Source organism: Ruegeria sp. BG11, assembly GCF_056538565.1.
In genome coordinates, this window is the sequence record NZ_JBQFTH010000005.1 from 199,361 (window position 1) to 212,473 (window position 13,113).

A 13,113-nucleotide genomic window follows, 5' to 3' on the forward strand; every position below is an offset into this window, starting at 1 on the left:
CTTCCAAAGGCCAGGGGGTCAAATTTGTTCATCGTATTCGTAAGATGGAATTGTGTCGAAATGTGGGACAAATCAGACTTTTCGTGCAGATTTTTCAAGCCATGTCGCGCCAGTATCTGGCCGCGAACGACCGCAGCAACGACATGTACAAAAGTCAAAATCGCCATCCTTTGATGCCGATTTGTTTGATTGATTGTTGAGTTGAGTGCGGTCAGTTGCCGCCAGCGGTGCCTTCTGTTGCTATACCGCCTCCGCCACCGGTGGACGTTCCCGTGCTAATGGTTGCGCTGCTGAGAGCTTGGCTCGTGTTCCCGCTCAGGCCAATCGTGGCCGTTTGGATGGCAAAGTAGAGAAGCGTGGCCAGACCAATAATTAGCGCAGTCAAAACGACCCAGTCGACAGTGACGGCACCCTCTTCAGAGGCTCTAAATGTCCTAAACATCTTTTTCATCTCATACCTATCGACGTCGTCTTGTATCCGCTTTGCCTTCCGAGCGAACAAATCCGAGGACGTTTCTTGCTAGCACCTGATTTCAATGTTGGCGTGCCGGAATGGCGTGAATTTGGCGAAAAAGTGATTTGTCCGCCGCATTCTTTGCCGGATTTGTACCACCACACAAAAAGTAGAGGGGCGGGAAAATATTGATTGAATGGACACCCTATGCATTTCGTAAGGCCCCAAAAAAACGTCGCGCCGATTTCCGGCGCGACGTCAAGTTTTCAAGACTAGATAGTCTTGTATTAGTTAGTGTTCTCACCAGCGGTTACGATACCACCTGCGGTGCCGTCGTTTTCACCAGTGCTGATGGTCGCGCCGGACAGGGCAGCGTTAACGTCAGTCGCCATGCCAACTGCACCGTTCGAAATCTGGGTGTAAGCAACGGTACCCAGGCCGATGACTGCTGCGGTCAGAACAACCCAGTCAACTGTTACTGCGCCGTCTTCGTCTTTGCGGAAGTTCTTGATGAACTTGATCATGTTACGTCCCTCCTAAAGGATCTAAAAAAGTCTTCTAAACCTCGGCGTCTTCCAGAGCTTTCTCTCTCAGTCCGCTCCCGATCGTCTCGGTATGCATCTATGTTTGCCTGTTGTGCGTGGCAGGAATTGGGCCAAACAGGGAAAAATTCGCCCGACGCTTAACTTTTTGGTTATCAAATGGGTAAGTCATTGAAAATAAGTGTTTAAAAATGCCCTTGGTTTTTTGCGGAAACCCCAGAGCGATGCAAATTTGCGGCAAATGAGGCGAAACTGCCCCAATTTGCTTGGTTTTTCTGGCTTTACGCGAAGATTCGGGGTTCAAATCAATCAAAACGAAAACATGAGGCAGGCAAATGAATCTCCGGGACGCAGTCACATGCGCCGGCGTATTGGCGTTTCTGGTATGCACGCCAGACACCGTGCGCGCCGATGAGGTCGAACCGCGTGGTGTCTATAAAAGAATCAAGGCGCCTCAGCCAGGTCAAAGGCCAAAGATCAACATCCAGATTTCTGCTGAAGAACATGCCTCCAGACCCTCGGCCCCGAGCACGGGATCTGAGCTTGTGGTCCCCGATATCATCAAACGTGCCAAAGTGCCGCCGTCGACCACGCCCGTAGTTGCGACCAAGACCCCACCGAAAGGTGCTTACAAAGCCTTTTGGGAGAAGATCTCGCCCGAACTGGCACAGGCCGGGCCGGGACGGCTGGATTCTGCGATCGACGCCCTGGCCGCTACAAGCGTCTCGACACCCCGTTTGCAGACCCTACAGGGCATCGTGAACAATCAGGGGCGCGATATCCTACGCTCGACCATTGGCACCAATGTTTCACCTGCGCTGGTGCTGGCGGTCATCTCGGTTGAATCAGCTGGACGGGCCGACGCGGTCAGCTCAGCCGGGGCCCAGGGATTGATGCAGCTGATGCCAGCTACAGCCGAGCGGTTTGGCGTGCAGGACAGCTTCCAGCCCTCTCAGAATATCTCGGGTGGGGTCAAATACCTGGATTGGCTGATGGGTGAGTTCGACAATGACCCGATATTGGCGCTTGCCGGGTACAACGCCGGTGAGGGGGCCGTTCGCAAACACAGCGGTGTGCCGCCATATGCAGAGACGCGGGACTACGTGCCCAAGGTGCTCGCGGCTTTTCAGGTCGCGCGCGCTCTATGTGCGACGCCGCCGGTATATGCCTCGGACGGGTGCGTATTTCAGACGCTGAACTAGGGCCTGCCTGTCACGGCAGGCCCTGATTTTGGTTTAGTTGACGATGTTCGCCTCGGTTGCGGCACGGATCTCGTCTTCGGTGACGCCTTCTGCGATCTCGACGATCTTCAGACCGCCTTCGACCACATCCAGAACCCCGAGGTTGGTGATGATGCGATTCACCACCTTTTTTCCAGTCAGCGGGAGGGTGCATTTTTTCAGCAGCTTGGATTTGCCGTGTTTGTTGGTGTGATCCATCACCACGATCACGCGGCCGACACCCGCCACAAGATCCATCGCTCCGCCCATGCCCTTGACCAGAACACCGGGAATCATCCAGTTGGCAAGGTCACCTTCTTCATCCACTTCCATAGCGCCCAGAACCGCCGCAGCAATCTTGCCGCCCCGGATCATCGCGAACGAGGTCGCGCTGTCGAAATATGCGGTGCGCGACAGCTCAGTAATGGTTTGCTTGCCCGCGTTGATCAGGTCGGGGTCTTCTTCACCTTCGAACGGGAAAGGGCCCATGCCGAGCATGCCGTTCTCGGATTGTAGAGTGATGTCCTTGTCGCCCACATAGTTTGCCACCAGCGTCGGGATACCGATGCCGAGGTTCACATACATGCCGTCTTCAAGCTCTTGCGCCGCACGGGCGGCCATCTGGTTCCGATCCCAAGGCATTATGCTTCCTCCTTCTTACGGGTGGTGCGCTGTTCAATGCGCTTTTCGTGCTCGCCGTGAATGATCCGATGCACATAGATGCCCGGCAGGTGGATCGCATCCGGGTCCATTGAGCCTCGGGGCACAATCTCTTCGACTTCGGCGATGCAGATCTTGCCGCAGGTCGCCGCAGGCACGTTGAAGTTTCGGGCGGTCTTGCGGAAGATCAGGTTGCCGGTGTCATCGGCCTTCCAGGCTTTGACAATGGCCAGATCGGCAAAGATGCCTTCTTCCAGAATGTAGGTCTCGCCGTTGAAGTCTTTGTGCTCCTTGCCCTCGGCGATCACGGTGCCCACGCCGGTTTTGGTGTAGAAACCAGGGATGCCTGCGCCACCTGCGCGCATCCGTTCGGCCAGAGTGCCCTGCGGATTGAATTCCAGCTCAAGCTCTCCGGCCAGGTACTGACGCATAAACTCCGCGTTTTCGCCGACGTACGAGCTGATCATTTTCTTGACCTGCTTGGTCTGCAGCAGGATGCCGATACCGAAATCGTCGACGCCTGCATTGTTTGACGCAAAGGTCAGGTTCTGAGCACCCGATTCCTTGATCGCCTCGAGCAGCAGTTCCGGGATGCCGCAAAGGCCGAAACCGCCCGCCGCGATCATCATGCCATCCGACAGCACTCCGTCGAGCGCGTCAGAGGCATTGGCATAGATTTTCTTCATGGAAAACTCCCCCAATGACATGGTGATGGGCAGGTTGTGCCGCCGCGTCAGGGGGAAGTCAACGAATCCAAGGGGCTGGTGGTATTTCTACCTATCCAACCCTAGCTTGCCGTTTTCTTCGCTGTTTTCTTGGCAGCGGCCTTCTTCTTTGGGGCAGCCTTTTTCTTCGTTCCCTTCTTAGCAGCGCGTTCGTTGACCAGTTCGATGGCCATTTCCTGCGTCACATCTTCGGGCTTGATGTCCTTGGGAATGGTGGCGTTGACCTTTTCCCACTTCACATACGGCCCATAGCGGCCATCAAGAACCTGCATGGCACCACCATCAGGGTGTTCGCCCAGCTCTTTGAGGGGGGCTGCCGCCGCGCGCCGACCACGTCCCGGATTGGCGCGTTTTTCTGCCAGCATCTCGACGGCGCGGTTCATGCCGATCTCGAACACGTCATTGGGGTCTTTGACATTGACGTAGACCGGTTTCGCCTCTTCCGGCAGTTGGTGCATGATATACGGCCCGAACCGCCCGAAGTTCGAACTAATCATACCGCCTTCGGGGTGTTCACCGATCTGGCGGGGCAGGGACAGCAGGGTCAGGGCCTTCTCAAGGTCCATGTCATCCTTGCTCCACCCACGGGGCAGAGAGGCGCGCGGGGGTTTCTTGTTCTCTGGCGTCGGCTCTCCGCGCTGGACATAGGGACCGAACCGGCCGGATTTCAGCCAGATCTCATCGCCTGCATCCTCACCGAGAAGACGTTCATCTCCTTCGGCCCCCTCGCCCGCGATGGGGCGAGTATAGGTGCATTCGGGATAGTTGCCGCAGCCAACGAACCCGCCGGTACGAGAAGTTTTAAGATGCAGTTGCCCCGTCCCACATTTCGGGCAAATGCGCGGGTCCGATCCGTCCTCACGAGGCGGATACAATTGCGGGGCCAGCGCCTCGTCAAGCTTGTCCAGCACTTCCGAGATTCGCAGCTCAGACGTCTCGCCAATCGCGGCCGAGAAATCGCGCCAGAACTTGCCCAGCAGATCTTTGTAGTCACGATCGCCGGCACTGACATCGTCCAGCTCTTCTTCCAGATTCGCCGTAAACTCATAGCCCACGTATTGGCGGAAGAAGTTCAGCAGAAAGATGGTGACGATCCGGCCCTTTTCTTCGGGGATCAGGCGGTTCTTGTCCTTACGCACATACTCCCGGTCCTGAATCGTAGTCACGATCGAGGCGTAGGTCGAAGGACGGCCGATCCCCAGTTCCTCCATTCGTTTGACCAACGTGGCCTCGGTATAGCGCGGAGGCGGCTGCGTGTGGTGCTGCAGCGCCAGAACAGATTCGTTTTCGGACAGAATTGCTTCTTTCGCAGATTTTGCGCCTTCGGTGACCTGAACCTCACCTGTCGCTTTTTCGAATTGGCCAATCAGAGAGTCCTTGGCAAACCGCGCAGGATCGCCCTGCATGATCTGAGGCAGGCGCTTTTCATCGTCATCAGCCACATCGTCGCGGCCTTCTTCGTAGACGCGCATGAAGCCGTCAAACAGCACCACCTGACCGGTCGCGCGCAGGCCGACCTGAGCATCGTCGCTGCCGATTTCAACGGTTGTACGTTCCAGACGTGCTGCGGCCATCTGGCAAGCAATGGTGCGCTTCCAGATCAGATCGTAGAGCTTGCGCTGATCTTCATCGGTCACCTTCATCTCTTTTGCATCGCGCGTCATATCCGTCGGGCGGATACATTCGTGGGCTTCCTGCGCGTTCTTGGCCTTGTTCTTGTAGATGCGCGGGCTGTCCGGCACATATTCAGTGCCAAAACGGTCCGAGATCGCGTCGCGTGTGGCGGCAACCGCTTCGGGGGCCATATCGATACCGTCGGTTCGCATATAGGTGATGTAGCCTGCCTCATAGAGACGTTGCGCCACCTGCATCGCGTGCCGCGCACCCATACCGAACTTGCGGCTGGCCTCCTGTTGCAGGGTTGAGGTCATGAAGGGCGCGCTGGGGTTGCGTGCCGCAGGTTTCGCCTCGACCGAGGTCACGCTTAGCGCGCGGCTGGTGATGGCCTGAACAGCCAGCTCCGCCTGTGTCGCGTCTTTCAGATCGTGTTTATCTAGTTTCTTGCCGGCATAGGTAACCAGGCGCGCCTCGTAGGTTTGGCCGCGTGGCGTTTCGAACAGGGCCTTGACCGACCAGTATTCAACCGGCTTGAAGGCCTCGATCTCCATCTCGCGTTCGACGATCAGGCGCAGGCAAACCGACTGCACCCGGCCTGCCGATTTTGCGCCGGGCAGCTTGCGCCACAGAACCGGCGACAGATTGAAGCCCACCAGATAGTCCAGCGCGCGGCGCGCCAGATAGGCCTCGACCAGCGGCATGTCGACCTCGCGCGGGTTTTGCATCGCTTCGGTGACGGCTTCTTTGGTGATCGCGTTGAAGGTCACGCGGCTGACCGGCGTATCTTTCTTGATCGAGCGCCGCTTGGTCAGCGCTTCCTGCAAGTGCCAACTGATCGCCTCCCCCTCGCGATCGGGGTCGGTTGCGAGGATCAGGGCGTTGTCTTCTTTCAGCGCATCGGCAATCGCTTTGACGTGCTTCTTGCTGTCATTGCCGACCTCCCACTTCATCTCGAATTCGTGGTCGGTATCGACTGATCCGTCCTTGGGCGGCAGGTCCCGCACATGGCCATAGGAGGCCAGAACCGTGTAGTCGGGGCCGAGATACTTGTTGATTGTTTTTGCTTTGGCCGGAGATTCTACAACAACTACGGGCATTTAAGGGGAAACCTCGCTCGACGAATAGGGCGCCTGTTATGGTCGTGCAAAATGTGTGGGGCAAGACCGGAATGTCAATGCGTTCCTTTTGCAGTATGAAAAACCCCAAGATTTCAGCGCCCTATACGCCTTTGGGGCAGGCGAAGCCTTACAGGGTGCCGCGTGGCGATACGCCCTTTTCAGCTCGCTAGAGACAAAAGCCCACCGGGTTGGCGCTGGATTCGGCCCTCAAGTTCCAGATCTACCAAAGCTGGACCAAGATCGCCGGCCGAAGCTGAGATATCGCGCAGCAGTTGGTCCTCGGCGATGGGCGATGGGCCGAGTCGTTCCAGAATTTGATCGTGTAGCGCCACAGCGGGTGTCGGTATCGGTGTAACAGGAGGCTCACTGCGTGTTTGGAAGAGGTCTTCTCCTTTGGGCAGAGCTTCGATCACATCTTCAGCAGACCGGATCAAGGTCGCGCCGTCCCGAATCAACATATTGCATCCGGAGGCCCGTGCATCGAACGGATGACCGGGAACGGCGAGGACCTCGCGCCCCTGGTCCAGCGCGTCCCGAGCGGTGATCAGGCTGCCTGATTTAGCTGCGGCCTCAACCACTACGACGGCTTGCGCCAGCCCCGAGATAATCCGGTTGCGGCGCGGAAAGTGGCGGGCTTGTGGTGTCATCCCCATAGGTTGCTCCGACAGGCGCAGTCCTGTTTCGCCGATCTTGTGCGCCAGCTCTGTGTTCTCGGCCGGGTAGATAACATCGACCCCTCCGGCCATCACGGCGATTGTGCCGGTGTCCAGCGACGCCAGATGGGCCGAAGTGTCGATCCCTCGGGCAAGACCAGAGACAATGACATGGCCGAGATCCCCGAGTTCTTTCGCCAGACCACGGGCCATGCGCGCGCCGAGCGAGGAACAATTGCGCGCGCCCACCATTGCGATTGCGGGTTTCTGCAGCATCATAAGATCGCCAACGGCCCAAAATAGAGGCGGCGCGTCAGATACATCCTGCAAAGCTTTTGGAAAATCTGCGGACCCAAGGCACACAAGCCGCGCTTTGGCGGCTTGTGCGGCCTTGAGTTCCGCCTCAATCACGCCGGGGGGGCAGGTTTCATACCCTTTTATTCCGGCAGCGCGTGCCATTTCAGGCAGCGCGGCCAGCGCGTTCTGCGCCGAGCCATGTTCGCTTAGCAGCCGACGAAACGTCGCCGGACCAACTTTGCGTGAGCGCAACAGGCGAAGCCACGAAAACCCATCCTCTTCCGTGGTGGGTGGGAGTGGGGGGTGATTGGAAGAATGCTGCTCTTCGGTCATCCGATGCTCCGCCTGATTGCAGAACTGGTTTACGGGTGTCGGGGTTAACATCATGTAAATCGTTGAAAATTAGATGCAATTTTCTAGGCGTGCTCTCCGGAGAATGCTGTTAAGCAATTGAAATATAGAAATAAAAATTCCGCCGAGGTGAATGATCCGAAATTCCAATTGACCTCAGTCACTCTGGCAAAAAAGCGCAGGGTTAACCCCGCGCCTTTCTAACGTCATGTGATTCCGACTCAGGCGGCTGAACCTCCAACGGTCAGTCCGTCCATCAGAACCGTTGGCTGGCCGACGCCTACCGGCACCCATTGACCATCCTTGCCGCAAGTTCCCATTCCCGGATCCAGCGCCATGTCGTTGCCCAAACCACGGATGCGGTTCAGCGCAGAGGGGCCGTCCCCGATCAGCGTCGCGCCCTTGACCGGAGCGCCGATCTTGCCGTTTTCGACCCGATAGGCCTCGGTACAGGAAAAGACGAATTTGCCGTTGGTGATGTCGACCTGACCGCCACCGAAACCCACGGCCCAGATCCCGTCCTTGATATCAGCAACCAGAGCGGCCGGGTCGGCATCGCCGCCCAGCATCACCGTATTGGTCATGCGCGGCATCGGTTTGTGTGCGTAGCTTTGCCGTCGTCCATTGCCGGTAGGGGCGACGCCCATCAGGCGCGCGTTCTGGCGGTCTTGCATGTACCCAGTCAGGATACCGTCCTCGATCAGCACAGTCCGCGAGCTTGGCGTTCCCTCGTCATCCACAGTGATCGAGCCGCGCCGATCTGCAATCGTGCCATCATCCACTACGGTCACGCCCTTGGAGGCAATTTGCTGCCCCATCAGACCTGCAAAGGCCGAGCTGCCCTTGCGGTTGAAATCCCCCTCCAGCCCGTGCCCGATGGCTTCGTGCAGCAGAATACCGGGCCAGCCGGGGCCTAAGGCGACCTCCATCACTCCGGCAGGGGCGGGGACGGCTTTGAGGTTGACCAGCGCGATCCGCAGGGCCTCTCGCGCCTTGTTCTGCCAGTCGGCGGGGTCGATCAGTCCGCTCAGGCCGACGCGACCTCCTCCACCCGCCGAGCCATTTTCACGGCGGCCATTCTGCTCGACAATGACCGAGACATTCACTCGAGTCATCGGCCGCACGTCGCGCACCAGCACACCGTCGGGGCGCAGGATCTCCACCTCTTGCACCGCGGCGGCGATGGTCGCGCTGACTTGCACGACGCGGGGGTCCAGATCACGCACGAAGGCGTCGATCTCGCGTAGGGTCTCGACTTTGACCGGAAAGCTGGCGGTTTCGATGGGATCTTCATCGGTATAGAGGCGTTTGTTTGTTGCCATAGGGGGCTCGGCCAAGGTGCCCCCTCCGTCGCCAACGGCCAGCCGAGCGGTCTCGGACGCGCGTTTCAACGCGGGAATCGAAACGTCTGTCGAATGTGCATAGCCCGCTACGTCGCCCTGAACGGCCCGCAGCCCGAATCCCTCGGACGCATCGTAGGATGCGGTCTTCAACCGACCATCGTCAAAGACCAGAGACTCGGATTTCCGCCGTTCGACAAACAATTCTCCGTCCTCGGCCCCGGCGGTCGCCGATTGCAAAATGGAGAGCGCTTCATCATGCGGAAGAGCGCTTTCAAAAGGGCGAAACGGGGCCTGAGTCATGGGTTGTGACCTTTCCGGTTTGATCCAGATCAAAAATAGCGTCTGTTTGACGCAAGCATTTTGCTTTATCTACCCGCAGGAATATGGTTTTTAACGCGGCCAAAGACAACGGGTGTGGTTTCACCGATTCATACCTTTTCGCCAGAGACGCAAAGATCAAACGATCAGGACAAGACATGAAGAATGCTTTGATGCTTTCCGGGCTTGCTACGGCCCTCTCCAGCCTTCCCGCCATGGCTCAGGAGCTTGAGATAATTGGCAAGCCGGTTGACGGTGGAATGGGCTTTCAACCCGCAGCGACCAGCCTTGCAGACGGGATTCACAGGCTGGACGCGATGATTCTGGTGATCATCACCGTGATCTGCCTGTTTGTTGCTGCGCTGCTGGTTTACTGCATCGTGCGCTACAATCAACGCGCCAACCCTACACCGGCGCGGTTCTCGCACTATACCCCGGTTGAAATCGCGTGGACTTTGGGTCCGATCCTGATTCTGGTATTCATCGGCGCTTTCTCTTTGCCGGTTCTGTTCAAGCAGCAGGAAATCCCCGAAGGTGACGTGGTTATCAAAGTGGTCGGCAACCAGTGGTACTGGACCTACGAATATGTTGATCACGATTTCGCATTCGACAGCTACCTGCTTGGCCACCCGGCTACGCTGGATGAGGGTGCACGCCCTGCGGATGCGGACGTGACCCCCTTCGTTCTGGATGACGCCATGCGCGCCAAACTGGCTGATGCGGGCTACAGCGACGATGAATGGCTGCTGGCCACAGATACCGCTGTTGTGGTTCCGGTTGGCAAGGTCATCGTGATGCAGGTTACAGCCTCTGATGTGATCCACTCGTGGACGATCCCGTCCTTCGGCGTGAAGCAGGACGGCGTTCCCGGTCGTCTGGCTGAGCTGTGGTTCGAAGCTGACAAAGAGGGCGTCTATTTTGGCCAGTGTTCTGAGCTATGCGGCAAAGACCACGCTTACATGCCGATCACCGTCAAAGTGGTCAGCGAAGAGGCCTATGAACAGTGGCTGAACGGTGCGATCGAAGAATATGCGGGCACGCCGCAAAACTTCCAAGTGGCCTCGAACTGAGCGTAGACTGGGCGTTCGCGCCTTAGAATACTCGTTAGCTGCGCGCTAAACCGCGCAGCTTGCGCCCCAAAAGGACCCGAGATGACCGACGCAAGCATCAATGCCAGCACATCGACCGCCAAGGCATACGCGGATGAGGCCAGCTTTGGCGATTATTTCGCCCTGCTGAAGCCGCGTGTGATGTCTCTGGTTGTGTTCACGGCTTTGGTCGGTTTGCTGGCCGCTCCGGTGTCGGTGCATCCTTTCGTGGGCTTCTGCGCGATCCTGTTCATCGCCATTGGCGGCGGTGCATCTGGTGCGCTGAACATGTGGTGGGATGCGGATATCGACCGGGTGATGAAGCGGACCAAAAGCCGCCCGATTCCCGCCGGTAAAGTACAGGAAGGCGAGGCGCTTTCCCTGGGCCTGGCTCTGTCGGGCCTGTCGGTGATCATGCTGGGCCTTGCGACCAACTGGTTTGCAGGGGCGTTTCTTGGCTTCACCATTTTCTTCTACGTTGTGGTCTACACGATGTGGCTGAAACGCTCGACGCCGCAGAACATCGTGATCGGCGGCGCGGCAGGTGCGTTCCCTCCGGTGATCGGCTGGGTTGCCGCAACCGGGTCAATGACGCTTGAGCCGTGGCTGATGTTTGCCTTGACCTTCATGTGGACGCCTCCGCATTTTTGGGCATTGGCGCTGTTCATGCGCTCGGACTATGACGATGCGGGCGTGCCCATGTTGACCGTGACCCATGGTCGTCGCGCGACCCGTAAGCATATTCTCGTTTACACCGGCCTTCTGGCTGTTCTTGCCGTTGGCACCGCTTTCTCAGACATCGGTGGGCCTATTTATCTGGCAGTTGCCCTGGTGCTGAACGCCCTGTTCCTGCGCGGCGCATGGCAGATCTCGCGCCGCACCGAAGACGACGCGGAAGCGGACAATTTCAAGGTCGAGCGGAGTTTCTTCAAGCTGTCTCTGCTGTACCTGTTCCTGCATTTTGGCGCGATTCTGGTTGAGGCGCTGCTGAAACCCTACGGCTTGGGAGGGTGGTGATGAGCCTGCGCAAAAGTCACGAAATTCACGAACGTCGTTTCAGCCGAAATCTGGGTGTTGGCCTGACACTTGCGGCCTTCATCGTGATCATCTTCGGCCTCACAATCGTCAAGGTCTCGGGCACCAGCCTGGGACAACCCGTGGAGGAGGTGCAGAACTGATGGCTCTGTCCGGTCCTCAGAAAACTGTTGTGCAAACCGTGGGTGTTGTTGTCCTGATGGGCAGCCTCGCCTGGGCGGCTGTGCCGTTTTACGACTGGTTCTGCCGTGTTACCGGATTCGGAGGCACCACCGGCGTCGCCGAAGCCGCGCCTGATGATATCCTCGACCGCAAAGTGACGGTCCGTTTCGACGCATCCAAAGCCAAGGACATGGCGTGGGAGTTCAAGCCCGTCGAGCGTGAGATGGAGGTGCGCATCGGTGAAACCGGGCTGGCCTTCTATGAGGCCTACAACCCGACCGATCGCCCGATTGCCGGGCAGGCGTCCTACAACGTCGCGCCCTATTCGGCAGGTGGGTATTTCCAGAAGATCGCCTGTTTCTGCTTCGAAGAGCAGGTTCTGCAACCCGGTGAGCGAGTAGAGATGCCGGTCAGCTTCTTTGTTGACCCGGAAATGGTCGAAGACCTTGAAGCGAAATATGTGCATACGATTACTCTGTCGTATACATTCTACGAAATCGACCTGCCCGAGGGCTATGCCGCCCTTGAAACGCAGGAAGACAAAAACACGAACTAACGCCTTTAGGTGAGGGACGCTGATGGCACACGCAAAAAACCATGATTATCACATTCTGGCCCCGTCGATCTGGCCGCTGATCGGCGCTATCGGTGGCTTTGTGATGTTGTTCGGAGCCGTCCTTTGGATGCACGGTGTGACCCCGTGGCTGTTCTGGGCCGGTCTCGTTGCCGTGCTGTACACCATGTTCGCGTGGTGGTCCGAAGTCGTTGTGGAAAGCCGTCAGGGCGACCACACGCCGGTTGTGCGCATCGGTCTGCGCTATGGCTTCATCCTGTTCGTGATGTCCGAGGTGATGTTCTTCTTCGCCTGGTTCTGGTCGTTCTTCAAACATCGCATGTACCCGATGTACGACTATGCGGGCACCGAATACATCCAGCCGGATATCCACGCGGTTGATCCGTTCCACCTGCCGCTGATCAACACTCTGGTCCTGCTGCTGTCGGGCTGTGCGATCACCTGGGCGCACCACGCTCTGGTTCACGACAACGATCGCAAGGCGCTGATCAACGGTCTGGCCATCGGAATCGTGCTGGGTATCCTGTTCACGGCGCTTCAGGCGTTTGAATACTATGAATTGCTGGCCCATGAGGACTGGCAGTTTGGCGGTGACCAGTTCTACTCGAACTTCTTCATGGCAACCGGCTTCCACGGCTTCCACGTAGTGATCGGTACGATTTTCCTGACAGTCTGTCTGATCCGCGCGCTGAAAGGGGACTTCACCCCCGAGAAACACGTCGGTTTCGAGGCCGCAGCCTGGTACTGGCACTTCGTTGACGTGGTCTGGCTGTTCCTGTTCTTCGCAGTCTACATCTGGGGACAGGCGCCGCTGTTCTAAGTGACACTGGTTTTTAACTGCAAAAGCCGCTCTTAGGGGCGGCTTTTTTGCATTTTCGAGTGCAAGATTGCGCCCCATACAATTGCGTGGTTGCATTCCCGTGCTTGCCCCCCTTAACAAGACGCCGGTTCCTGCA

The 13,113-nt window shown here is 57.7% G+C and carries 13 protein-coding genes; 6 read left to right on the top strand and 7 right to left on the bottom strand.

Translation table 11 applies throughout. From position 1 onward, the window contains the following. Positions 1 to 211: 211 nt before the first annotated feature. Positions 212 to 442 (bottom strand): hypothetical protein, encoded by a 231-nt coding sequence (locus tag ACR0JF_RS10230; RefSeq protein ID WP_170659790.1) that lies wholly within the window; start codon positions 440 to 442, stop codon positions 212 to 214. Between the two features lie 299 nt (positions 443 to 741). Then, a complete protein-coding gene (locus ACR0JF_RS10235; protein ID WP_170659952.1) occupies positions 742 to 978 on the bottom strand; it encodes a hypothetical protein in 237 nt (78 codons plus the stop codon). A gap of 353 nt (positions 979 to 1,331) precedes the next feature. Here ACR0JF_RS10235 and ACR0JF_RS10240 point away from each other — a divergent pair, with 353 nt between their 5' ends. Then, the gene (locus ACR0JF_RS10240; RefSeq protein ID WP_170659953.1) at positions 1,332 to 2,198 is read left to right on the top strand and encodes a lytic transglycosylase domain-containing protein; all 867 of its coding nucleotides are present in this window, start codon (positions 1,332 to 1,334) and stop codon (positions 2,196 to 2,198) included. Between the two features lie 33 nt (positions 2,199 to 2,231). Here the strand turns inward: ACR0JF_RS10240 and ACR0JF_RS10245 are convergent, their stop codons facing one another. The 5 genes from ACR0JF_RS10245 to tldD form a co-directional block, all read right to left on the bottom strand. Next, on the bottom strand, positions 2,232 to 2,858 hold the full coding sequence (locus tag ACR0JF_RS10245; protein ID WP_170554670.1) for a CoA transferase subunit B: 627 nt from the start codon (positions 2,856 to 2,858) through the stop codon (positions 2,232 to 2,234). Then, positions 2,858 to 3,562, bottom strand: coding sequence for a CoA transferase subunit A (locus ACR0JF_RS10250; RefSeq protein WP_170659954.1), 705 nt, complete (start codon positions 3,560 to 3,562; stop codon positions 2,858 to 2,860). The genes ACR0JF_RS10245 and ACR0JF_RS10250 overlap by 1 nt, the downstream gene beginning before the upstream one ends. Positions 3,563 to 3,663: 101 nt before the next feature. Beyond that, complete coding sequence (gene topA / locus ACR0JF_RS10255) at positions 3,664 to 6,315, bottom strand: type I DNA topoisomerase (RefSeq protein WP_170659955.1); 2,652 nt, start codon at positions 6,313 to 6,315, stop codon at positions 3,664 to 3,666. 179 nt (positions 6,316 to 6,494) lie between these two features. Beyond that, the gene (gene dprA, locus ACR0JF_RS10260) at positions 6,495 to 7,619 is read right to left on the bottom strand and encodes a DNA-processing protein DprA (RefSeq protein ID WP_170659956.1); all 1,125 of its coding nucleotides are present in this window, start codon (positions 7,617 to 7,619) and stop codon (positions 6,495 to 6,497) included. Between the two features lie 239 nt (positions 7,620 to 7,858). Then, on the bottom strand, positions 7,859 to 9,280 hold the full coding sequence (gene tldD, locus ACR0JF_RS10265) for a metalloprotease TldD (RefSeq protein ID WP_170659957.1): 1,422 nt from the start codon (positions 9,278 to 9,280) through the stop codon (positions 7,859 to 7,861). A gap of 176 nt (positions 9,281 to 9,456) precedes the next feature. On the opposite strand from tldD, the gene coxB reads away from it, so the two are divergent. The 5 genes from coxB (at position 9,457) to ACR0JF_RS10290 (ending at position 12,977) form a co-directional block, all read left to right on the top strand. Then, positions 9,457 to 10,368 carry a cytochrome c oxidase subunit II gene (coxB, locus tag ACR0JF_RS10270; RefSeq protein ID WP_170471948.1) on the top strand — a complete coding sequence of 304 codons (912 nt, stop codon included), beginning with the start codon at positions 9,457 to 9,459 and terminating at the stop codon, positions 10,366 to 10,368. A gap of 81 nt (positions 10,369 to 10,449) precedes the next feature. Next, complete coding sequence (cyoE, locus tag ACR0JF_RS10275; protein ID WP_170659958.1) at positions 10,450 to 11,403, top strand: heme o synthase; 954 nt, start codon at positions 10,450 to 10,452, stop codon at positions 11,401 to 11,403. Next, a complete protein-coding gene (locus tag ACR0JF_RS10280; protein ID WP_170659959.1) occupies positions 11,403 to 11,564 on the top strand; it encodes a hypothetical protein in 162 nt (53 codons plus the stop codon). Before cyoE ends, ACR0JF_RS10280 begins: the two co-directional genes overlap by 1 nt. After that, the gene (locus tag ACR0JF_RS10285; protein ID WP_170659960.1) at positions 11,564 to 12,139 is read left to right on the top strand and encodes a cytochrome c oxidase assembly protein; all 576 of its coding nucleotides are present in this window, start codon (positions 11,564 to 11,566) and stop codon (positions 12,137 to 12,139) included. The genes ACR0JF_RS10280 and ACR0JF_RS10285 overlap by 1 nt, the downstream gene beginning before the upstream one ends. A gap of 22 nt (positions 12,140 to 12,161) precedes the next feature. Then, entirely contained in the window at positions 12,162 to 12,977 is an 816-nt protein-coding gene (locus ACR0JF_RS10290; RefSeq protein WP_170659961.1) for a cytochrome c oxidase subunit 3, read from the top strand. The last annotated feature ends 136 nt before the right edge of the window (positions 12,978 to 13,113 follow it).